General features: G+C 59.5%; 20 protein-coding genes. 12 read left to right on the top strand and 8 right to left on the bottom strand.

What is annotated here, in order from left to right; all coding sequences use genetic code 11:
• Positions 1–701: SPOR domain-containing protein (locus ACUTJJ_RS19360; RefSeq protein ID WP_445543135.1), on the top strand; the 701-nt coding region annotated here is incomplete at its 5' end.
• 83 nt (positions 702–784) lie between these two features.
• Positions 785–1,045 (top strand): hypothetical protein, encoded by a 261-nt coding sequence (locus tag ACUTJJ_RS19355; protein ID WP_003502750.1) that lies wholly within the window; start codon positions 785–787, stop codon positions 1,043–1,045.
• Positions 1,046–1,138: 93 nt separating this feature from the next.
• On the opposite strand, the gene gyrA is transcribed toward ACUTJJ_RS19355, so the two are convergent.
• Entirely contained in the window at positions 1,139–3,931 is a 2,793-nt protein-coding gene (gyrA, locus tag ACUTJJ_RS19350) for a DNA gyrase subunit A (RefSeq protein ID WP_063948980.1), read from the bottom strand.
• Positions 3,932–4,146: 215 nt separating this feature from the next.
• Between gyrA and ACUTJJ_RS19345 the strand changes: the two genes are divergently transcribed.
• Positions 4,147–4,776, top strand: a complete 630-nt coding sequence (locus ACUTJJ_RS19345) for a MarC family protein (protein ID WP_063948979.1) — start codon at positions 4,147–4,149, stop codon at positions 4,774–4,776.
• 129 nt (positions 4,777–4,905) lie between these two features.
• Positions 4,906–6,054, top strand: coding sequence for an HPP family protein (locus ACUTJJ_RS19340; RefSeq protein ID WP_445543134.1), 1,149 nt, complete (start codon positions 4,906–4,908; stop codon positions 6,052–6,054).
• Between the two features lie 51 nt (positions 6,055–6,105).
• Here the strand turns inward: ACUTJJ_RS19340 and ACUTJJ_RS19335 are convergent, their stop codons facing one another.
• Positions 6,106–6,363, bottom strand: coding sequence for a hypothetical protein (locus ACUTJJ_RS19335; RefSeq protein WP_144574232.1), 258 nt, complete (start codon positions 6,361–6,363; stop codon positions 6,106–6,108).
• 39 nt (positions 6,364–6,402) lie between these two features.
• Positions 6,403–6,981, bottom strand: coding sequence for a single-stranded DNA-binding protein (locus ACUTJJ_RS19330; protein ID WP_063948977.1), 579 nt, complete (start codon positions 6,979–6,981; stop codon positions 6,403–6,405).
• Between the two features lie 262 nt (positions 6,982–7,243).
• Here ACUTJJ_RS19330 and uvrA point away from each other — a divergent pair, with 262 nt between their 5' ends.
• The gene (gene uvrA / locus ACUTJJ_RS19325; RefSeq protein WP_445543133.1) at positions 7,244–10,165 is read left to right on the top strand and encodes an excinuclease ABC subunit UvrA; all 2,922 of its coding nucleotides are present in this window, start codon (positions 7,244–7,246) and stop codon (positions 10,163–10,165) included.
• A gap of 155 nt (positions 10,166–10,320) precedes the next feature.
• The gene (locus ACUTJJ_RS19320; RefSeq protein ID WP_445543132.1) at positions 10,321–11,121 is read left to right on the top strand and encodes a DUF72 domain-containing protein; all 801 of its coding nucleotides are present in this window, start codon (positions 10,321–10,323) and stop codon (positions 11,119–11,121) included.
• 6 nt (positions 11,122–11,127) lie between these two features.
• Here ACUTJJ_RS19320 and dusA read toward each other — a convergent pair whose 3' ends face one another.
• Complete coding sequence (dusA, locus tag ACUTJJ_RS19315; RefSeq protein ID WP_445543131.1) at positions 11,128–12,138, bottom strand: tRNA dihydrouridine(20/20a) synthase DusA; 1,011 nt, start codon at positions 12,136–12,138, stop codon at positions 11,128–11,130.
• Positions 12,139–12,276: 138 nt separating this feature from the next.
• Here dusA and ACUTJJ_RS19310 point away from each other — a divergent pair, with 138 nt between their 5' ends.
• Together ACUTJJ_RS19310 and ACUTJJ_RS19305 are read left to right on the top strand one after the other, a co-directional pair.
• The gene (locus ACUTJJ_RS19310) at positions 12,277–12,966 is read left to right on the top strand and encodes a fumarylacetoacetate hydrolase family protein (RefSeq protein WP_445543130.1); all 690 of its coding nucleotides are present in this window, start codon (positions 12,277–12,279) and stop codon (positions 12,964–12,966) included.
• A 31-nt stretch (positions 12,967–12,997) separates the two neighbouring features.
• Positions 12,998–13,531, top strand: coding sequence for a gamma carbonic anhydrase family protein (locus tag ACUTJJ_RS19305; RefSeq protein ID WP_445543129.1), 534 nt, complete (start codon positions 12,998–13,000; stop codon positions 13,529–13,531).
• A 37-nt stretch (positions 13,532–13,568) separates the two neighbouring features.
• Here ACUTJJ_RS19305 and zur read toward each other — a convergent pair whose 3' ends face one another.
• Genes zur through znuC form a run of 3 tightly spaced genes read right to left on the bottom strand, consistent with a single transcriptional unit; the run spans position 13,569 to position 15,737 of the window.
• Positions 13,569–13,982 carry a zinc uptake transcriptional repressor Zur gene (gene zur / locus ACUTJJ_RS19300; RefSeq protein WP_063948971.1) on the bottom strand — a complete coding sequence of 138 codons (414 nt, stop codon included), beginning with the start codon at positions 13,980–13,982 and terminating at the stop codon, positions 13,569–13,571.
• The gene (gene znuB / locus ACUTJJ_RS19295; protein WP_209088383.1) at positions 13,979–14,797 is read right to left on the bottom strand and encodes a zinc ABC transporter permease subunit ZnuB; all 819 of its coding nucleotides are present in this window, start codon (positions 14,795–14,797) and stop codon (positions 13,979–13,981) included. The genes zur and znuB overlap by 4 nt, the downstream gene beginning before the upstream one ends.
• Positions 14,790–15,737 (bottom strand): zinc ABC transporter ATP-binding protein ZnuC, encoded by a 948-nt coding sequence (gene znuC / locus ACUTJJ_RS19290; RefSeq protein WP_445543128.1) that lies wholly within the window; start codon positions 15,735–15,737, stop codon positions 14,790–14,792. The genes znuB and znuC overlap by 8 nt, the downstream gene beginning before the upstream one ends.
• 104 nt (positions 15,738–15,841) lie before the next feature.
• Between znuC and znuA the strand changes: the two genes are divergently transcribed.
• Positions 15,842–16,834 (top strand): zinc ABC transporter substrate-binding protein ZnuA, encoded by a 993-nt coding sequence (znuA, locus tag ACUTJJ_RS19285; protein WP_445543127.1) that lies wholly within the window; start codon positions 15,842–15,844, stop codon positions 16,832–16,834.
• 51 nt (positions 16,835–16,885) lie between these two features.
• Here znuA and ACUTJJ_RS19280 read toward each other — a convergent pair whose 3' ends face one another.
• The gene (locus ACUTJJ_RS19280) at positions 16,886–17,938 is read right to left on the bottom strand and encodes a LacI family transcriptional regulator (protein ID WP_445543126.1); all 1,053 of its coding nucleotides are present in this window, start codon (positions 17,936–17,938) and stop codon (positions 16,886–16,888) included.
• 484 nt (positions 17,939–18,422) lie between these two features.
• On the opposite strand from ACUTJJ_RS19280, the gene ACUTJJ_RS19275 reads away from it, so the two are divergent.
• From ACUTJJ_RS19275 to ACUTJJ_RS19265, 3 genes are all read left to right on the top strand, one after another.
• Positions 18,423–20,906 (top strand): beta-mannosidase, encoded by a 2,484-nt coding sequence (locus ACUTJJ_RS19275; protein WP_445543125.1) that lies wholly within the window; start codon positions 18,423–18,425, stop codon positions 20,904–20,906.
• A 103-nt stretch (positions 20,907–21,009) separates the two neighbouring features.
• Positions 21,010–22,041: an L-glyceraldehyde 3-phosphate reductase gene (gene mgrA, locus ACUTJJ_RS19270; protein ID WP_445543124.1), complete on the top strand. Its 1,032-nt coding sequence runs from the start codon at positions 21,010–21,012 to the stop codon at positions 22,039–22,041.
• Between the two features lie 189 nt (positions 22,042–22,230).
• Positions 22,231–22,557: an RcnB family protein gene (locus tag ACUTJJ_RS19265; protein WP_063948964.1), complete on the top strand. Its 327-nt coding sequence runs from the start codon at positions 22,231–22,233 to the stop codon at positions 22,555–22,557.
• Positions 22,558–22,698: the final 141 nt, after the last annotated feature.

Here is a 22,698-nt window from a genome sequence, read left to right as displayed (position 1 = left end):
TTGTGCTTGGTGGACGGTCCAGTGCCGCCCGTGATGCCACGATGCGCAAGCTTGTGGCCACCTATCTGCCGCAGGCATCGCGCGGCGGCAACAGCAACCTCATTGCGCAGACCCGCTCCGCACCGGTCGAAGAGCCTGTTGCAGTTGCAGCAGCCGTTCCTTCCGTGGCCGTTGCTGCAACGGATGCCGGCCTGCCGCATGCGGGCCCGGTTCCGCAGACCCGTTACGAAGAAGCGCCCGTTAGCGCCTTTGCTGGTTCCGCTTCCAACCCGGCCGTCAAGGCCATGGAAGCCGCCACCTGGCAGAAGGGCAAGGACCCGATCGTTCGCGCACCGGCTGCTCCCGACCGCAATCTGATCACCAATTCGACCAAGGTCGACAATATCGTCACCGCATCGACGGCAGCATCTGCTTCCACAGCCCCTTCCGTCTCACCACGGGCAGAGGCGCCCCAGGGGGGCTGGGTGATCCAGATCGGCGCATCGCCGGACGAAAGCTCCGCACGCGGCCTGTTGCAGAACGCACAGGAAAAAGGCGGCGCGGCCCTGCGCTCCGCAAAACCCTTCACGGTCGCCTATAGCAAGGACGGCTCCCAGATCTACCGCGCCCGTTTCGGCGGCTTCGATGGCCAGAACGCCGCGGTAAATGCATGCAATGCATTGAAAAAGAAAGGCGTCAGCTGCTGGGCGTCACTCCAGTAACAGACGTTTCCGCAGGCGGTGCTTCATTGTCGAGACATCGCCTGTCTCCTCGAATTGTGTAATGAGTAGCGAGGCTTTCCAAGATGGCAGTCAACGAGAATTATTCGGACATTGCGTCTGGCAACGGGCATGGCAGCCTTTCGGTTCTGCATCCCATTCACGAAGCGGCAATGCGAATCGCCGATCTCGGTCTTAATCGTTCCAAGGCAAAAACGCGCGATCTCGTGGCGCTGCTTCTGTCGCATGGCGCCCGTGCGTGGCGCTCGAACCAGCCGGAAGCAAACATCCACCTTCATGTCGCGAGCCGTTCGGGCCGTGCTCCAGTCCATATCCGGATCCGCTGAGAAAGATCGCGTCTAATCCATGCAACGAAAACCCCGCGAAGCCTGAGCGCCGCGGGGTTTTTCTTGACCGGTTACAGGGGATGGCGAGGCGGCTTACGCCTCGCTCTCCGGTGCCTCAGGTGCATCCGGCGGCGTGTCGGCTAGATCGTCGCCATTACCGGTTTCCACCTCATCGTCGCCCTCGGGCTCGTTGATGCGCTCTACCGAAACCACCTTCTCATCCTTGGCGGTCGAGAAGATCGTCACGCCCTTGGTGGCGCGGCTGGCAATGCGGATGCCGTTGACCGGCACGCGGATCAGCTGACCGCCATCCGAGACCAGCATGATCTGGTCGCCCTCTTCCACCGGGAAGGCGGCAACGAGTTCACCGATTTCGTTGGTCTTTGCGGTATCGGTGGCGCGGATGCCCTTGCCGCCTCGGCCCGAGGTGCGGAAATCATACGAAGAAGACCGCTTGCCGAAGCCCTTCACGGAAACCGTCAGCACGAATTCTTCACGCGCCTTCAGTTCCTGATAGCGCTCTTCGCTGAGTTCGCCCTCTTCCGTCACGTCCTCGCCAACAAGTGCGATGTCTTCCTCATCGACACCGGCAGCGCGCCGCTCGGCGGCCGAGCGCTTGAGGTAGGCCGCACGCTCCCACGGTTCCGCTTCAACGTGCCCAACGATAGTCATGGAGATGATCCGGTCGCCTTCCGCCATGTTGATGCCGCGCACGCCGACCGAGTTGCGGCCGGCAAAGACGCGCACATCGTCCACGGGGAAGCGGATGCACTGGCCAAGCGCAGTCGTCAGCAACACATCGTCACGATCGGTACAGGTTTCGACGGAGAGGATTTCATCGCCCTCCTCGTCCAGCTTCATGGCGATCTTGCCGTTGCGGTTGACCTGTACGAAATCACCGAGCTTGTTACGGCGAACAGTGCCGCGCGTCGTCGAGAACATCACGTCGAGCGTTTCCCAGGTCGTTTCGTCCTCGGGCAACGGCATGATGGTGGTGATGCGCTCGCCAGGTTCCAGTGGCAGCATGTTGATAAGGGCCTTGCCCTTCGACTGCGGTGTGCCGATCGGCAGACGCCAGACCTTTTCCTTGTAGACGATACCACGCGAGGAGAAGAAAAGGACAGGCGTATGGGTATTGGCAACGAACAGACGGTTGACGAAATCTTCGTCGCGCGTTGCCATGCCGGAGCGTCCTTTGCCGCCGCGACGCTGTGCACGATAGGTCGTCAGCGGCACGCGCTTGATGTAACCGAGATGCGAAACGGTGACGACCATGTCTTCGCGGGCGATGAGGTCTTCATCGTCCATATCAGGACCGCCTTCGACGATCTCGGAGCGACGCGGCGTACCGAACTCGTCACGAACGGCGGTCAGCTCATCCTTGACGATCTGCATGATGCGCAGGCGCGATGACAGGATTTCCAGATACTCGCTGATCTCAGCCCCGATCTTGTTCAGCTCGTCGCCGATTTCATCGCGGCCGAGCGCCGTAAGACGTGCGAGGCGCAATTCGAGAATGGCGCGCGCCTGTTCCTCGGAAAGGTTGTAAGTCCCGTCTTCGTTGATGCGGTGGCGCGGGTCATCGATGAGGCGGATCAGGCTTTCCACATCCTGTGCAGGCCAGCGACGCGTCATCAGTTCCTCTCGGGCCGAAGCCGGATCGGGAGCATGGCGGATGACGCGGATAACCTCATCGATATTGGCGACGGAAATCGCCAGACCGACCAACACATGCGCGCGCTCACGCGCCTTGCGCAGCAGGTATTTCGTGCGGCGGCTGACGACGTCTTCGCGGAAGGAGACAAAAGCACGCAACATGTCGAGCAGCGTCATCTGCTCGGGCTTGCCGCCGTTCAGTGCCACCATGTTGCAGCCAAACGAGGTCTGCAGCGGCGTGTAGCGGTAAAGCTGGTTCAGGATGACATCCGCATTCGCGTCGCGCTTCAGTTCGATGACGACACGGTAACCCTGGCGGTCGGATTCGTCACGCAGGTCGGAAATGCCCTCAATGCGCTTTTCCTTGACCAGCTCAGCCATTTTTTCGATCATCGACGCCTTGTTCACCTGATAGGGAACTTCGGTGATGATGATCTGCTCGCGGTCGCCGCGCATCGGCTCGATCGTGGCGCGGCCACGCATGATGACCGAGCCGCGGCCCGTCTCGTAGGCCGAGCGGATGCCGGAACGGCCCATGATCAGCGCACCGGTCGGAAAATCCGGGCCAGGAATGATCTGCATCAGTTCCGGCAACTCGATCGCCGGATTGTCGATCAGGGCGATACAGCCGTCGATAACTTCGGACAGGTTGTGCGGCGGGATGTTCGTCGCCATACCGACCGCGATGCCGCCTGCCCCGTTGACCAGCAGGTTCGGGAACTTGGCCGGAATGACCACGGGCTCCTGCAGCGTGCCGTCATAGTTGTCGCGGAAATCGACCGTTTCCTTGTCGAGATCATCAAGCAGCGCATGCGCGGCCTTATCGAGACGGCATTCGGTGTAACGTTCGGCCGCCGGCGGATCGCCGTCGATGGAGCCGAAGTTGCCCTGCCCGTCGATCAGCGGCAGGCGCAGCGACCAATCCTGCGCCATACGCGCCAGCGCATCATAAATCGCCGAATTGCCGTGCGGATGGAATTTACCCATCACGTCACCGGTGACGCGGGCGCATTTAACGTATTTCTTGTTCCAGTCGATGCCGAGTTCGGACATGCCGTAAAGGATACGGCGATGAACCGGCTTCAGGCCGTCTCGCACATCGGGAAGCGCGCGGGACACGATGACGCTCATGGCGTAATCGAGATACGACCGCTGCATTTCCTCCATGATGGAAATCGGTTCAATGCCTGGCGGAAGCTTTCCGCCGCCGGGGGGGCTCTGGTCAGTCAAAACGGATCACATTCTCTGTTAAGAATCGGATGGATTTTTATAGCGGAAACAGGAAGGTTAAGCCAATTTCCCGGCAAGTTTTGAACAGGCTTTTGCGTCATTTGCAAGACAAACGCCGGTTTTCACGATTTCACCGCCCAAATGCGCGGCCGTCCCTTTTAAACTGCGGGCGAGTTGCGTAGGGTCCGGCATAAAAACAAGACAGCGGGGAAAAAATGGCCAGCAGCGAAACCCTCATCAATGCGCTCACCACACTTCTGGTGACGCTCGATCCGCCGGGCCTCGCCCCCGTTTTCCTGGCGCTTACGACAGGCATGAACCGAAGCCAGCGCAGCCAGGTAGCGTTGCGCGGCTCCATCATCGCTTTCGGCATCCTTGCGGTCTTCGCTGTCTTCGGGCTTGCGATCCTCAACCTGCTTGGCATTTCGCTCGGCTCCTTCCGCATCGCCGGCGGCCTTCTGCTGTTCTGGATCGCCTTCGAGATGATTTTTGAAAAGCGTCAGGAAAGGAAGGAAAAGACGTCCGAAATAGCCATCACCAAGGATCATCTGCATAATCTTGCGGTCTTTCCGCTGGCACTGCCGTTGATCGCCGGACCGGGCGCCATCTCCGCGACGGTGCTGCTTGCGGGCTCGATGAACACGACCTTCGAGATGGTGGTACTCATCCTAATCCTCGCCTTCGCCATGGGCCTCGTTTACGCCGCACTGATCGTCGCCGAACGCATGGACCGGTTTCTCGGCAATACGGGACGCGCGATCCTCACGCGACTTCTTGGCGTGCTGCTGGCGGCGCTGTCGGTGCAATTCGTGGTCGACGGGATCAAATCCGCCTTTGCTTTCTGAGTTGTCGCCCACTGGGATGGGCGCATCATAATTCCCATCGATATCAGGGAGAGGAAAAATCCTGCCTTTAAATCCGGCCGTCGCTTCGTTTAAAGACAGGTAACGTTTCCGGATTCGAAAGTTCTTCTCATGCGTTCAATGCTGCGCCGCCTCATCCCGGATGCCGCACCTGTCAGCAACAGGGAAAGGCTACGCTCTGCAATAGGCGCCTTCGTCGGCATTCTCGTCTCCGGCCTTCTGGGAAGCCTCGCCCTGCGTTTCGATCCTACCTTGCCCGCCATGATCGCACCGATGGGCGCGTCTGCCGTGCTTCTGTTCGCGGTGCCCTCGAGCCCGCTGGCGCAGCCCTGGTCGATCCTCTGCGGTAACCTCGTTTCGGCGTTTGTTGGTGTGAGCGTGGCCCTGGTCGTTCCGGATCCATTTCTTGCCAGCGCGCTCGCAATCAGCCTTGCGATCGCTGCCATGATGGCGCTGCGGTGCCTGCATCCGCCAAGCGGTGCCGTCGCTCTCACCGCCGTTCTCGGCGGCCCTGCCGTCCACAGTCTCGGTTATGGTTTTCTGCTCTGGCCGGTGGCCGGAAACTCGCTCATCCTTCTCGTTTTGGCGCTCGTCTATAACAATGCGACCGGCCGCGCCTATCCCCATGGTCTCAAGCTTGGCAAAGCGGCGCACGGCACCACGGATCCCACGCCCATTCAGAAAATCGGCTTTTCCTCAACCGATCTTGACGAGGTGCTGAAAGAATATGACGAGGTCCTCGATATCGACCGCGATGCGCTGGAGACCATCCTGCGCAAGACCGAACTGCGCTCCTACCGCCGCCGCGCGCTGCATCTCGATTGTGCGAGCGTCATGTCACGGGATGTCATCGGCGTCGCACCCGATGACAGCCTTCGCCACGCCCAGGGACTGATGCACAGCCACCACTTCAAGGCGCTGCCGGTCACCAACGACAAAGCAGAAATCGTCGGTATCGTCACCCAGACGGACTTCCTGGAAAAGGCCAGCTGGAGAAATGGCCGTCCCGCCATCGGCTTCCTCCAGCGCCTGCGCCTCATCCTGTCAGGCGCAAGCGCGCCGAACGACACGGTGAAGGACATCATGACCTCGCCTGTGAAAACCGTACGGCCGGAAACGCCCATCGAGGAAGCCATCATCCGTTTCGCGGAAGAAGGGTTGCACTATCTGCCCGTGGCGGACGCCCGCGGCAAGATGGTCGGCATCGTGTCGCAATCCGATGTGATGGTCGCGATGTTGGCGGACAAGGTGGCGGCTTAGTTTGGCCTCACCAGGCACTTACGCCGAAAAAGAGACCGACAAAGATGGATGTCAGCGTCTTGCTTTCAGGAGCCGCTGCCACAACGTGCCACCAAAGAACCGTCCCAGCACAACGAAATAGGCTATCATCAGGCCAAAGGCGACAAAAGCAGGCGTACCGTTCAGGGAAAACCCCTCCGGTGTTCGCCCGCCCGCAACGGTTGCGACAAGAAATCCCGCCGCAAAAAACGCCGTCCAGAAATCAAGGAAAAACGCAAGAATAATGCGCCAGGTGGCGGGCTGTTTCGGTTGCACCGTGTCGTCACTCAAGCTCGCCTCCTGTCATGCACATATTCATCCGGCGTCAGATCAGAACGGGATGTCGTCGTCCATATCGTTGGAGAAGCCGCCCGAAGGCTGGCTGCTGCCGCGGGAAGAACCGCCGCGAGAAGATGACTGCTGGTCGTAACCGCCGCCGTAACCCGAGCCGCCGCCGCTGCCGTAATCGTTGCCGCCACCGAAGTCGCCGCCGCCACTGCGGCCGCTGCCTTCGCCGCGACCATCGAGCATGGTCAGCGTCGAGTTGAAGCCCTGAAGAACCACTTCCGTCGAATAACGGTCGTTACCGGTCTGGTCCTGCCATTTGCGGGTCTGCAACTGACCTTCGATGTAGAGCTTTGCGCCCTTCTTGACGTATTGCTCGACGACTTTGCACAGGCCTTCGTTGAACACCACGACCGTGTGCCACTCGGTCTTTTCCTTGCGCTCACCGCTGTTGCGGTCGCGCCAGGTTTCCGACGTAGCAATACGCAGATTGGCGATCGGGCGGCCATCCTGCGTGCGGCGGATTTCGGGATCGGCGCCCACGTTTCCGATCAGAATTACCTTGTTTACGCTACCAGCCATCTCGTCATCCTGTCCGCCAGCCTTCATGACCGGCAATTGCATTTCAAAAAATTCGCCACACAATAGCCGCCACGGCCCGCAAAGGGCACCGCAAGCATGGAACTATCCACAACGAATAATCTTAAGCTGCGGTAGCGGAGATTGTCGCTTGCAATTCGTTCCTTTTTTGTTCTATTGAATCGCAGATTTCGAGTCAAGCTTTCCGAAAAGCTTCGGCCGATTGGGATTAGACCTCGACACATCCGGCTGCGTCACTACATAAGGACACGCCGCCCTCAAGCTTTCTATTTGTCCGAGCCTTGTCATGAGTGAACTGAAGACGATTTCCATCCGTGGCGCCCGCGAGCATAACCTCAAGGGCATCGATCTGGATTTGCCACGCAACAAGCTGATCGTCATGACCGGCCTTTCCGGCTCGGGCAAGTCGTCGCTTGCTTTCGATACCATCTATGCCGAGGGCCAGCGCCGTTATGTCGAGAGCCTTTCGGCCTATGCGCGCCAGTTCCTGGAGATGATGCAGAAGCCCGACGTTGACCAGATTGACGGTCTGTCACCGGCGATCTCCATCGAGCAGAAGACCACCTCGCGTAACCCGCGCTCGACGGTGGGTACGGTCACCGAGATTTACGACTACATGCGCCTGCTCTTTGCGCGCGTCGGTGTGCCCTATTCGCCCGTGACGGGCCTGCCGATCGAAAGCCAGACGGTCAGCCAGATGGTCGACCGCATCCTCGCTTTCGACGAAGGCACGCGTCTTTATATCCTCGCCCCGATCGTGCGCGGCCGCAAGGGCGAGTACAAGAAGGAACTTGCCGAGCTGATGAAGAAGGGCTTCCAGCGCGTCAAGGTGGACGGCCAGTTCTACGAGATCGCCGACGTTCCAGCCCTCGACAAGAAATACAAGCACGACATCGACGTGGTGGTTGACCGTGCTGTTGTGCGCCCGGATATGGCCGCACGTCTTGCCGACAGTCTTGAGACCTGCTTGAAGCTCGCGGACGGTCTGGCGATCGCCGAATTCGCCGACAAACCGCTGCCTGCAGAAGAAACCGCAGCTGGTGGTTCCGCCAATAAATCTCTCAATGAGACCCACGAGCGCGTGCTGTTTTCGGAAAAATTCGCATGCCCCGTTTCCGGCTTCACCATACCGGAAATCGAACCGCGCCTGTTTTCCTTCAACAATCCCTTCGGCGCCTGCCCCAGCTGCGATGGCCTCGGCTCGCAGCAGAAGGTGGATGAAAACCTGATCGTGCCGGAGCCAGCCCGTACGCTGCGCGACGGCGCGATTGCACCATGGGCGAAGTCTTCCTCGCCCTATTATAACCAGACGCTGGAAGCACTGGGTAAAGCTTTCGGCTTCAAGCTGTCGAGCAAGTGGTCCGATCTCTCCAGGGAGGCGCAGCACGCCATCCTGCAGGGCACGGATGACAAGATCGAGTTCAATTATCAAGACGGCGCCCGCTCCTACAAGACGGTGAAGAACTTTGAAGGCATCGTGCCTAATCTGGAGCGTCGCTGGAAAGAGACCGACAGCGCCTGGGCGCGTGAGGAAATCGAGCGTTACATGTCGGCAGCCCCGTGCCCGGCCTGCGCCGGATATCGCCTGAAACCGGAAGCGCTCGCCGTCAAGATCAACAAGCTGCATATCGGTGAAGTCACCGAAATGTCGATCCGCACCGCGCGCGACTGGTTCGAGGTGCTGCCGGAAAGCCTGAACGCCAAGCAGAATGAAATCGCCGTCCGTATCCTCAAGGAAATCCGCGAGCGCCTGCGCTTCCTCAACGATGTCGGGCTGGATTATCTCAGCCTGTCGCGCAATTCCGGCACGCTCTCCGGCGGCGAGAGCCAGCGCATCCGTCTTGCATCGCAGATCGGCTCAGGCCTCACCGGCGTTCTCTATGTCCTCGACGAGCCCTCGATCGGTCTCCATCAGCGCGACAATGCCCGCTTGCTCGATACGCTCAAACATCTGCGCGATATCGGCAATACGGTGATCGTGGTCGAACATGACGAGGATGCCATTTTGACGGCGGACTATGTGGTCGATATCGGCCCGGCCGCCGGCATCCACGGCGGTCAGGTCATCGCCGAAGGTACGCCGCAGGAGGTGATGGCCAACCCGAAATCACTGACCGGCAAATATCTCTCCGGCGAACTCGGCGTCGCGGTTCCCGCGCAGCGCCGCAAACCCAAGAAGGGCCGCGAGATCAAGGTTGTCGGCGCACGCGGCAATAATCTGAAGAATGTCACTGCTGCGGTGCCTTTGGGTGTCTTTACCGCCGTAACCGGCGTTTCGGGCGGCGGCAAATCCACCTTCCTGATCGAAACGCTCTACAAATCGGCGGCGCGTCGAGTCATGGGTGCGCGCGAAATCCCGGCGGAACATGACCGTATCGATGGTTTCGAATTCATCGACAAGGTGATCGATATCGATCAGTCACCCATTGGCCGGACCCCACGCTCGAACCCCGCCACCTATACCGGCGCTTTTACGCCGATCCGCGACTGGTTTGCGGGCCTGCCGGAAGCGAAGGCGCGTGGTTACGCACCCGGCCGCTTCTCCTTCAACGTCAAGGGTGGCCGTTGCGAAGCCTGCCAGGGCGACGGTGTCATCAAGATCGAAATGCACTTCCTGCCTGATGTCTATGTCACCTGCGATGTCTGCCACGGCAAGCGCTATAACCGCGAAACGCTTGACGTCACCTTCAAGGGCAAATCCATCGCCGACGTTCTGGATATGACGGTTGAAGAAGGCGTGGAATTCTTCGCCGCCGTGCCGGCCGTCCGCGACAAGCTGCAATCGCTCTTCGATGTTGGTCTTGGTTACATCAAGGTCGGCCAGCAGGCCAATACGCTTTCCGGCGGCGAAGCGCAGCGCGTCAAGCTTGCCAAGGAACTGTCGAAGCGCTCCACGGGCCGCACGCTCTACATACTCGACGAGCCGACGACCGGCCTGCACTTCCACGACGTCAACAAGCTGCTCGAGATGCTGCATGCGCTGGTGGAACAGGGCAATTCCGTGGTCGTGATCGAACACAATCTCGAAGTCATCAAGACGGCCGACTGGATCATCGATATCGGCCCCGAAGGCGGCACGGGCGGCGGTGAAGTGGTGGCAACCGGCACGCCGGAAGACATCGTCAAGGTCGAGCGCTCCTATACCGGTCACTTCCTGAAAGAGCTTCTGGAGAGGCGGCCGGCTGGAAAACAGCAAGCCGCGGAGTAGTTTCGGAGATTAACGACGGGTGTGCCCAAGCGGCGCCCCGTCATCCTCGCCTTTGAGGCGGGGATCCATTGGTCAAGACACCGCCGTCGCCGCAGGCCTGTGAAAGAATTGGGTGAACGGCGCGGAAGCGGCACGGAATTTGGGAGGAACAACAGATGTCGACGTCAGGGACTATCCGCACCGGTATCGGCGGCTGGACCTTCGAGCCGTGGGAAGGAACTTTCTACCCGGAAAAACTGCCGAAGAAGCGCCAGTTGGAGCACGCAAGCCGGCAGTTGACGGCGATTGAAGTCAACGGCACCTATTACAGCAGCCAGAAGCCGGAGACCTTCGCCAAATGGGCATCCGAGGTGCCGGAGGATTTCGTCTTTTCACTGAAAGCCAGCCGCTACGTCACCAACCGCAAGGTTCTGGCCGAAGCGGGCGAGTCCATGACGAAGTTCCTGACGCAGGGTCTGACGGAACTTGGATCGCATCTCGGCCCGATCCTCTGGCAATTCGCGCCGACGAAGAAATTCGACGCCGACGATTTCGGCGCATTCCTGGCGCTATTGCCGGAAAAGCAGGACGGGATTCGTCTGCGCCACGTCGTCGAGGTGCGCAATGAGACGTTCCAGGTACCGGAATTCATCGAGCTTCTCGCCAGACACAAGGTCGCGGTCGTCTGCGCCGATCATCACGAGTATCCGATGCTGCCTGACGTCACGGCCGATTTCGTCTATTGCCGCCTACAGAAGGGCGAGGACGATATCAAGACCTGCTATCCGAAAGCGGGGATCAATGACTGGGCAAAACGCGTCAAGACCTACGCGGGAGGCGGCGTTCCTGACGATCTGCCGCTGATAGCGCCCGAGCGGAAGGTCGAAAAGACACCGCGCGACGTCTTCGCGTTCTTCATTACCGGCGGCAAGGTCAATGCGCCCACTGGTGCGCAGGAACTGCAAAAAGCGGTCTGAGCCCTCTCAGCCCGCCAGTTCTTTCACCGGGTTAAGATCGATGGCGGCAAAAGCTGCCTCGATCACCTCAGGCCCGGCTCCCGGTCGCGTGGCGTCGCTGGAGAGTATCTGCCGAAACCGCCGCGCGCCTGGCATCCCCTGAAACAGGCCGACCATGTGGCGGGTGACGTGATTGAGGCGTCCACCCCCGGCGGTGTAATCAGCAGCGTAAGCCATCATCGCGTCCCGGAGCGCCATCCAGTCATAGGGGCGGGCTTGCCCGCCATAGATGCGGTGATCGACATCGGCAAGGATCGAGGTGTTGTGATAGGCGGCGCGGCCGAGCATCACGCCGTCCATGTATTTCAGGTGCTCGCCCGCCTGATCAAGATCGGCAATGCCGCCATTGATGCCGATGAAGACGCCAGGATTTTCCCGTTTCATGCGATAGACGAGTTCATAGTCGAGCGGCGGAACCTCGCGGTTCTCCTTCGGCGACAGACCCTGTAGCCAGGCTTTGCGGGCATGAACCCATACGGCATCCGCGCCAGCCGCAACCACCCGCGCCAGAAAATCGGGCAACACCGTTTCAGGCTCCTGATCGTCAACGCCAATGCGGCATTTGACTGTGACTGGCACCTCAGCGACCGCCTTCATGGCGGAGACACATGTTGCAACGAGGTCGGGCTCGCGCATCAGGCAGGCGCCAAAGGTACCCGATTGCACGCGGTCCGAAGGGCAGCCGACATTGAGATTGATTTCATCGTAAGCATAGCCGCTGGCGATTCGCACCGCCTCGGAAAGCTTGACGGGGTCAGACCCGCCGAGCTGAAGGGCCACGGGATGTTCCTGCGGGTGATAACCGAGCAACCGCTCGCGCTGGCCATGGATAATGGCATCGGCGACGATCATTTCGGTGAACAGCAGGGCGCGCTTCGACAATTGCCGGTGCAGAAACCTGCACCTCGTATCGGTCCAATCGATCATGGGTGCAACGGCAAAGATTTTTTCGCCGCTGGCAAGCGCTTGTCTGTACATGGGTAAACCTCTTTGCGCCGGCTTCTACAACAAAGGACCGTAAAAAGCCAGTTTTGCAGGCGAGGTCATTTTGAACTGGAAATCGCCCCGGAATCGCGGGACAAGACTTGCAGCTTCAAGAGACGACAGGAAATCCCCATGGCCGCCACCGTCATCCCCGCTCCGAAACCCGTTCTGCTGCCCGTCGCAGGCACGGAGGAGATGTTCCCCGTGCGGCGGGTCTATTGCGTTGGCCGCAACTACGCCGACCACGCCATCGAAATGGGACATGATCCGTCGCGCGAACCGCCCTTCTATTTCCAGAAGAACCCGGACAATCTGCTTCCCGCTGGAAATGACTTCCCCTACCCTCCGCTCTCTTCCAATGTCCATTACGAGGTGGAGTGTGTCGTGGTTGTGAAGAGCGGCGGCGCGGATATCCCGGCGTCCGAGGCGCTGAACCATGTATGGGGTTATGCCGTCGGCATCGACATGACACGCCGCGATCTTCAGGACGGGCTGAAGAAGATGGGCCGCTCCTGGGAAGGCGCGAAGGCTTTTGAATATTCCGCTCCGATCTCGGCCATCGTTCCCGCAGAAAAAATCGGCCATCCCTCAACCGGCGCGATCTGGCTCGATGTCAACGGCAAACGTAAGCAGACGGGCGATCTCGCGCAGATGATCTGGAAAGTGCCGGAAGTGATTGCCGAGCTTTCCAAGCTGTTCACCCTTGCTGCCGGCGACGTAATCATGACCGGAACGCCAGCTGGCGTCGGCCCGATCGTGCGCGGTGACAGGATCGAGTGCGGCGTCGATGGCGTCGGCACGCTCTCGGTCAAAATCGCCTGATCGGCAAGAAACGCAACGGAAGGACACCGCCATGCCGCTCTACCGCCTCGCCGACCGGGTACCGCAGACCCCTGCCCCGGATCGTTACTGGATCGCACCCGATGCCAATGTCATCGGCGCCGTCATACTCGGTGAGGACGTCGGCATCTGGTTTGGTGCAACGCTGCGCGGCGATAACGAGCCGATCAGCGTCGGGCGCGGCACCAACATCCAGGAAGGTGTGATGGTGCATAGCGACCCCGGCTATGCCGCCACCATCGGCGATATGTGCACCATCGGCCATCATGCCATCGTCCATGGCTGTACCATCGGCGATAATTCGTTGATCGGCATGGGCGCGACGATCCTCAACGGCGCAAAGATTGGCCGCAATTGTCTCGTCGGCGCCAACGCGCTGGTGACCGAAGGCAAGGAGTTTCCGGATAACTCCCTGATCGTCGGCTCACCCGCGCGCGCTATCCGCACGCTGGATGACGACGCCGTGGCGAGCCTTCGTCGTTCGGCGGAAAAATATATCGAAAACTGGAAGCGTTTTTCGAGGGATCTGACGATCATCGAAAAATGATCGACGGCGGGTAACATGCCCGCCCCTAGAAATGCCGTTATGCCGCGCAGGCAGCGCAGAGGCCGCGGATTTCGATCGTGGTTTTTTCCGCCTTGAATTTGCTATCCTTCACCCAGCGCTCGAGACGATGGTCGATCTCGTGATCGTGGAATTCCGTCACCTGCCCGCAGGATTCGCAGATTGCGAAGGCCACCGTTCCATGGTGTTGCGAGCAGCACTCCGCCTGCGTGTGAGTGCAGGCGACAAAAGCGTTGAGGCTTTCCAGCCGGTGGACGAGACCGAACTCCACCAGTTTTTCCAGTGCCCGGTAGACCTGGAGCGGCGCGCGGAAACCATCATCCCGCAGCTTGTCGAGGATCATGTAGGCGCTGAGCGGCTGTTGCGCATTTGAAAGCGCGTTCATGACCAGCGACTGGTTCTTGGTGAGATTCTGCTGGGTCTGCGCATTCATGGCTTGCCTCCTTCATCCGCGGAGCGGGAAAAACCCGGCGCCGGCAACAGGCTTATAACGAACAGGATCACCGCGGCAACCACGATGGATGGCCCGGATGGCGTGTCATAGGTCAGCGAGCCGAACAGGCCGCCGACAACCGCCACCGCACCGATCAGCGAGGCCACCACCGCCATCACCTCCGGCGTGCTGGAAAAACGCCGCGCTGTCGCGGCCGGAATGATCAGCAGCGAGGTGATGAGCATGATGCCGACAACCTTCATCGCAATCGCGATAACGAGCGCCATCAGCAGCGTGAAGATCAGTTTCGACCGTTCCGGGTTCAGCCCCTCGGCTTCCGCCAGCTCCGTATTAACGGTAGAGGCAAGCAGCGACCGCCACAGGAACACCATGGAGACAATGACAATCAGTCCGCCGCCCCAGATCAGTGCGATATCACTGCGGGTGACGGCGAGAATATCGCCGAACAGGAACGAGACGAGATCGATGCGGACCCAGCTCATGAAGGCGACGATGACAAGACCGATCGCCAAGGCGGAGTGGGACAGGATGCCCAGCAGCGCGTCCGCGGAAAGAGCCTGCCGTCTTTGCAGGAAAATCAAAAGAAGCGACACGGCCGACGCGACCAGAAACACGCTGACAATGAGATTGAGCTGCAGCAGCAGAGACAGGGCAACGCCCAGAAGCGCCGAATGGGCCATGGTATCCCCGAAATAGGCCATACGCCGCCAGACGACGAAGCAGCCAAGCGGACCGGCGGTCAACGCAACACCGATGCCGGCGACCATGGCGCGCACGAAAAAATCGTCAAACATGGCGCTCTCCCTGGCGCGAGTTCCCGCGGGCGTCGTCGCCATGTTCATGGCCGCAGCCGCATTCGTCATGGTCATCGTGGTGGTGCCGTTGGTCATGACGATCATGCGCGTGGTCATGATGTGGATCATGCGCGTGATGATGCCCGTCCTCAGGGTGGCAATGGTCCGTCACCGTGCCATCCGCATGTTGCACCCGTCCGTCGGGCAAATGGGTGTGATCATGATGGTGACTGTAAATGGCAAGCCCTTTCGCAGCCGCGCCACCGAAGAGGCGCATATATTCCGGGCTCTGGCTTACCGCCTGTGGCGTGCCACGGCAGCAGACATGGCCGTTGAGGCAGATGACCGTATCGGTTTCCGCCATCACCACATGCAGATCATGCGAGATTAACAGAATTCCGCAATTAATTGAATTTCTGATATTTTTTATCAGATCATAAAGCGCGATCTCGCCGGAGAAATCGACCCCTTGAACGGGTTCGTCAAGAACAAGGAGGTCGGGCTTGCGGGCAATGGCGCGCGCTAGAAGCGCCCGCTGGAACTCCCCACCGGACAGATGCTGCACCTCGGCATTGGCAAGATGCGCGATGCCGGTCGCATTCAGGGCGGCATCGATGTCGCGGGCGGCGAGCGGCCCTGTCAGTGTCATCAGTCGGCGCACTGACAGCGGCATTGTCCAGTCGACCGAAAGCTTCTGCGGCACATAGCCCACTTTAAGACCAGCCTTGCGGGCAACCACCCCCTCGGTTGGTTTGACGACACCGATCGCCATTTTCGCGCTCGTGGATTTGCCGGATCCGTTCGGCCCGATCAGCGTGACGATCTCGCCTTTGCTGACGGAAAACTCCACGCCGCGTACCAGCCAGCGGCCGCTGCGCTGCACGCCGGCATTGGCAAGGGAAACCAGAATGTCGTTGCCCATAGAGGCGGAATGAAGCATGGGATTGTCCGTTCGACGATATTGCCTACCGCTATCGCATACGTTATAGAGTTACGCAATAAATGTAATAACATAACTATACTGGTTCAAGTGGAGTGCATCGCATGAAATCGTTCCTGATCCCGCTCATGGCATCCGTGGCCATTGCAGCCGCGGCCTCCGGCGCCACTGCCGCACCCGATGTCGTGGTCTCGATCAAGCCGGTCCACTCCCTCGTTGCGGCCATCATGAAACGTGTCGGGGAGCCACAGCTGATCGTTGATGGGGCGGCCTCTCCCCATACCTATAATCTGCGGCCGTCCAATGCACGCAAGCTTGAAAAAGCGGATGTGGTCTTCTGGATCGGGCCCGGGCTGGAGGCATTCCTCGAAAAGCCGCTGGAGGCGCTTGCCAGCAAAGCGACCGTGGTGGAACTGGAAGATGCCAAAGGATTGGAGAAATTGCCTTTCCGCGTGGGCGGCCCCTTCGAAGCCCATGACGATGGCGACGAAGCCCACGATGCGCACGACGCACACGCCGAAGCAGGCGGCGCGCACGATCATGGGCACGACCATGGCGACGGCCATGAAGATCATGACCACGGCGCGTACGACACGCATCTCTGGCTGGACCCCGCCAATGCCAAGGCCATGGCGCAGGAAATCGAAACCGCGCTGATCGCTTCCGACGCCGGCAATGCCGCGACCTATCAGGCCAATACGAAAAAGCTGATTGATGATCTCGATGCGCTTGACGCCGAACTCAAGGAAACGATTCAGCCGGTGAAGCACAAGCCGTTCATCGTCTTCCACGACGCCTACCAATATTTCGAGCACCGCTACGGCGTAAAAACGGTCGGATCGATCACCGTCAGCCCGGAAACCCTGCCCGGCGCCGACCGTGTGAAGCAGATGCAGGAGAAAGTCCGTCAGCTCGGCGCAACCTGCGTTTTTGCCGAACCGCAATTCGAGCCGAAGCTGATTTCAGTCATCACCGAGGGCACTGCGGCAAAATCAGGAACGCTCGATCCCGAGGCGGCGACGCTGGAGCCTGGCCCCGACCTCTACTTCAAACTGATGCGTGGCATCGCCGCATCACTGAAGGGTTGCCTGTCCTGACAGGCATTCCCGACGCCTCCGGAGCAAGAGGTGAGCGGAGCGCTTCAAGCCCTATGGCTTTGGCGCCATTGAAGACCATTCCGGCCGGGCAACGCTCTGAAGCGTTTCCGGCATTGCGCCATTGATGCGGGCGAGCAGGGCTTTTGCAAGCTCCCTGCCCGCCAGCTTGATGTCTTCATTGACAGTGTGGATCTGCGGCTTGATCCAGTTCAGGAATTCGGCCGACTGTTTGGAGACGATATCGACGTCCTCGCCGATCTTCACACCCGCGGCCTCGAAACCGGCCACCAGCGCGAAGGTGCTGCTTCCGCTGATCGAGACGATACCATCCGGACGGTCGTCGGATAACATCAGCTTCTGGCCAAAATCGCGGATTTTCTCCAGCGGCGATTCGCTGGTGATGGCATCGAAAGAGAACTCGGTCAGACCGAAATCCCTGATGGCGCGATTGAAGCCCCTGCGGGCATGATCATGGAACGAAAAGCGCGACGGCGGAACGATCACCGCGAGCCTTTTTCGGCCGCATTGCGCCAGCCGCTCAACCGCCTCATAGGCGTAGGTCTCGTTGTCGAAATCGTGAAAGGCGTGGTCGATGCCCATATCCGACCGACCATGCGTCACGAATGGCATATTACGCTCGGTCATGAGCCGGACGCGCGGATCGTTCGGCTCGATCTTCGAGATGATCACCCCATCCGCCGAGCCAGTATCAAGGATGTAGCGGATCGGCGCCATGGAATCCTTGGCATGGATGTGGGGTGTAACGACGAGATGATATTGCGTCGAGGAAAGAACCTCTGTGATGCCGAACACCATCTGGCTGGTGAAACCCATCAGCTCTTCATCGACGCTAAGAACAAGGGCGATCACATTGGTCTTGCCCGTGCGCAGGCGCACGCCGGCGCGGTTTGGCTGGTATCCGATCTGGCGGGCGATGAGCCGGACGCGCTCTTTGGTTTCAGCGCCAATGTCGGGCGCATCCTTCAGCGCGCGGGAGACCGTGGTGATGCCGAGACCGGTCATATAGGCGATCGTTTTCAAGGTTGGACGCTCGCCCGTCGTCGCGGATGTGTCGTCCCTGCCGGATTTGCCAGTATCGTTCATGTCATGTCGCCGCGCTTTAGAGAACAGTAATCATAGATAGGTTTTGCGCGGTTGCAAAGGCAAAGCTCCGCGCTCGAAGTCTCGCCGAACCCATTGCACCCACCGAACCGTCTAAAACGATGCAGTCATGGGGAAAATTCTCGCACTTCCTGCTCATAGACAGCCTTACATCCGAGGAATGGCGGACACGCTCTCTGAGAATATAGATAAGAAAAATATGCTATCGTATTGATATAAAACCTTATGAGGAGAAACAGTTCAAAACGGTAGCCTGAAACTTCGGGCACCTTAAGGTGTTTTTGATGCGTTCAGAGGAATGACGGGGCGATTGTTTTACGGTAACGTTACCGAAGGGAGGAAATCGCAAAGCCGGATTAACGTTCGGCGACCGAGTTGCGAACAGCTGTCCCCCCAGATTCTGACACAAGCCTGCACCATAATGCCGGCCATTCTTCGTTGAGTTTGATGCAACCAGGGTTCGATCATGTTTTCTTCTTCCTCGCCTGAAACCGTCATCGATCTGGCCGGGCTCTGGCGCCTCACCTCGGCGGAAGGAGATCATGCCGCTGAGCTTTCCGTTCCCGGAGATGTCCACACCGCACTGAAGAACGCAGGCATCATCCCCGACCCCTATCACGGCGCCAATGAAAAGCTCGTGCAATGGGTGGCCGAGAGAGACTGGATGATCGAGCGTACGTTCATTCTCGATGAGGCGGATGCAAGCTGGTATCTGGATATCGAGTACCTGGACACGGTCGCCATCGTCTTCGTCAATGATGTACCCGTGTTGACGGCGGATAATTGCTTCCGCCGCTACAGGCCGGATGTCTCGCGCGCGCTCCGGCCGGGCGAGAACACCATCCGCGTCCATTTCCATTCCAATATCGCCGCCGGCAGAGAGCGGCAGGCGCGGCAACCATTTTACATTCCCTATCATCCGGGAAACTCGCCGATTGCCAATGGGAACATGCTGCGCAAGCCGCAATGCCATTTCGGCTGGGACTGGAACATCGCCATCGCCCCCTTCGGCCTCTACGGCAAAATCCTGCTGAAGCGGCTCGACGCGGCACGGGTCGAACATATCGTGACGTCGCAGCACTATGTGGAAGGCGGCGTCGAGCTGCATGTGGCCGTGACACTCTTCGCCGATGGACCGGCGAGCCTGCCAGTCTACCTGTCCCTCAATGACGAAAGGCTGAGGCTTGATTGCGGCGTTGGCGCCGGCGAAACGGTGGTGCGGCACGTCTTCTTTGTCGAGAACCCCGAACTCTGGTGGCCGGCAGGCAGTGGCGAGCAGACGCTCTATAAGCTGACGGTGGAACTTCCCGACGAGACGGCAACCCGCCAGATCGGTTTCAGAACCATCGAGCTTCTGACCGATAAGGATGAGGCCGGCAGCCGCTTCGCCTTCCGTATCAACGGCCGGGAAATCTTCTGCCGCGGCGCCAACTGGATTCCGGCAGATGCGCTCTATTCGCTGACAAGCCGCCAGAAAACGGAGGACCTTCTCTGCTCCGCCGTCGAAGCCAATATGAACATGATCCGAGTGTGGGGCGGCGGCTTTTATGAGGAAGACTGGTTCTACGACCTCTGCGATCGCCTTGGTCTGCTGGTCTGGCAGGACTTCATGTTCGCTTGCAATCTCTATCCCTGCAGCGATGACTTCCTCGATAATGTCGAGCACGAGGTCGATTATCAGGTCAAACGCCTGTCCTCGCACCCCTCCATTGCGCTCTGGTGTGGCGATAACGAGCTGGTGGGAGCGCTGACGTGGTTCGATGAATCCCGAAACAATCGCGACCGCTATCTCGTGGCCTATGACCGTCTGAACCGCACGATCGAAAAAGCTTTGAAGAAGGCTGCCCCGGACGCGCTCTGGTGGCCATCGAGCCCAGCCTCGGGTTACCTCGATTATGGCGATGCCTGGCACGCGGATGGATCAGGTGACATGCATTATTGGTCCGTCTGGCACGAAAACAAGTCGTTCGACAATTACCGCTCGGTCAAGCCGCGCTTTTGCTCCGAGTTCGGTTTCCAGTCCTATACCTCGATGCCGGTCATCCGCACCTATGCGGAAGACAAGGACATGAACATCGCGTCGCCGGTCATCGAGCTTCACCAGAAGAACGCCGGCGGCAATGAGCGGATCGCCGGCACCATGTTCCGTTATTTCCGCTTCCCGAAAGATTTCGAGAATTTCGTGTATCTGAGCCAGGTGCAGCAGGCGCTGGCTATCCGAACGGCCGTGGATTACTGGCGCTCGCTAAAGCCCCATTGCATGGGCACGCTTTACTGGCAGCTCAACGATACATGGCCGGTCGCCTCATGGTCGAGCCTCGATTATGGCGGCGGCTGGAAGGCGCTGCACTATGCCGCCCGCCGCTTCTTCCAGCCGGTCGCGGTGTCTGCCATTCCCTCCGAAGATGGACGTAGGGTCAGCTTCTCGATGGTCAACGACACGGCGGAAGATGTCGAAATCGACATGAACGTCGTGGCGCTGACCATGGACGGCAACCGCGTGCCGTTGAAGTCCGCCAATGGCACATGCACGATCGACAAAGCGGCAATACTGACCGATATCGATCTGGAGAGCCTTCCAGAAGGTGCCATCCTTGCCTGGAGCTTTATCGCTTCCAACGGCATGACAGGTGAAGGCCACCATGTGCGCGATACCTACAAGGCGCTGGAGCTTCAACCCGCCGGGCTCGAATTTTCCGTCAGCCCACTAAAAAACGGCCAGTACGAAATCGATGTCACTGCTGCCGGCCTCGCCCTCTTCGTCGTGCTGGAGACAGATCAGCCGGGCCGTTACTCCGACAATCTCTTCGACCTCGCCGCCGGCGAAACCCGGCGTATCATCTTCACGCCGAAGGCGGCCGGCGGAGAGCCGCATTTCCGCATGTTCGATCTTCACACCTGCCAATCCTCGCCCAGTCCTGGCATTGAAACCATGCGGCAAAAGGCATAACCATCCCTCTTGGGAATGACAGGTGCACCCGCGCCTGTCACCAGAAGTTCAAAGGGTTGCCGGCCTCTCCGGCAGCCAGTCATCAGCAAGTGGAGGAAGACCCATGGTTTGGCAACCGGCCGAAAACCGTTACGCGTCCATGAAATACAATCATTGCGGCAAGACAGGCCTCAAGCTGCCGGCGATCTCGCTCGGGCTCTGGCACAATTTCGGCAACGACACGCCGCACCAGACGAAACAGGCCATTTGCCGCCGTGCCTTCGATCTCGGCATCACCCATTTCGATCTCGCCAACAATTACGGCCCGCCGCCCGGCAGCGCCGAAACCGCTTTCGGCGAAATCCTGAGGACGGATTTCCGGGGTTATCGGGACGAGATGATCATTTCCTCCAAGGCCGGTTACAACATGTGGCCCGGTCCCTATGGCGAATGGGGCAGCCGCAAATATCTGATATCGTCATGCGACCAGAGCCTGAAACGCATGGGGCTGGACTATGTCGATATTTTCTATTCCCACCGTTTCGATCCCGATACCCCGCTTGAGGAAACCTGCGGCGCGCTGGATCAGATCGTGCGCTCGGGCAAGGCGCTTTATGTCGGCATCTCCTCCTACAACTCGAAGCGCACCCGTGAGGCCGCAGCGATCCTGAAGGACCTCGGCACGCCCTGTATCATTCACCAGCCGAGCTATTCGATGATCAATCGCTGGATCGAGGAAGACGGTCTCGTCGACACACTGGATGAACTGGGCATCGGCTCCATCGTCTTCTCGCCGTTGGCTCAGGGCATGCTGACGACGAAATATCTCGGCGGCGTGCCTGATGGCAGCCGCGCTTCGCAGAGCAAGTCGCTGAACCCAGCTTTCCTCAACGAGCGCAATGTCGAGAACATCCGCGCGCTGAATGGCATTGCCGAACGTCGCGGCCAGACGCTGGCGCAGATGGCGATTGCCTGGATCCTGCGCGGCGGCCGCATTACCTCGGCATTGATCGGTGCGAGCCGTGTCGAACAGGTCGAGGATTGCGTGAAGGCGCTGGATAAACCCGACTTCACGCCGGAGGAACTGGCGGAAATCGACCGTTACGCCAGGGATGCGGATATCAACCTCTGGGCAAAATCCGCCGAGCGGGCCTGATACCATGAGCGGGCCGCCCGACACCGTTGGGCGGTCTAACCTCGGAAAAGGAGACATAAATCTGCATCTGAAAGATTAACGTCTTCACCTAACCATTAACAACCATTACACAATTGTAATCTTAAATTCAGTTTCCGTTCATTCGTTTGTTCGTAAGTTCCTCTCATCGAAACACGAGAGGAAACTTCCATGAAAAAGTTCGTCACCATTCTTCTGGCAGCCACCGTTCTTGCAGCACCGATGGCGCAGGCCCAGAGCCGCCACGATGATCGCCACCGCGGAGTCCAGGTCGAGCGTCACATCACCACCAAGAAAGTCATCGTCAAGAAGCATCGCTGGGACCGCGGCCAGCGCCTGTCCGCCCGTGATCGCCGCCATGTCGTAGACCGCCGCGACTACCGCCGTTACCACCTCGCAGAACCGCGCCGCGACCAGCGTTGGGTGCGCGTCGACAACCAGTTTCTGCTCATCAACGCCGTCAGCGGCCTCATCGTCGGCCTCGCCGCCGCCCGCTAACTCAAGTCTGGCGATGAAACGCAAAAGGCCCGCTTGCGCGGGCCTTTTGTCATTATCGTTTCAGCCGATCAGAAGCTGTCTGCACCGCTGCCCCAGGGGCCGTGCGGCTTGTCCACACCGTCGGTGCGTTCGAAGCCGTGG

It is taken from the genome of Agrobacterium sp. DKPNP3, from assembly GCF_052686535.1.
This window is presented reverse-complemented; position numbering and strand designations above follow the sequence as displayed.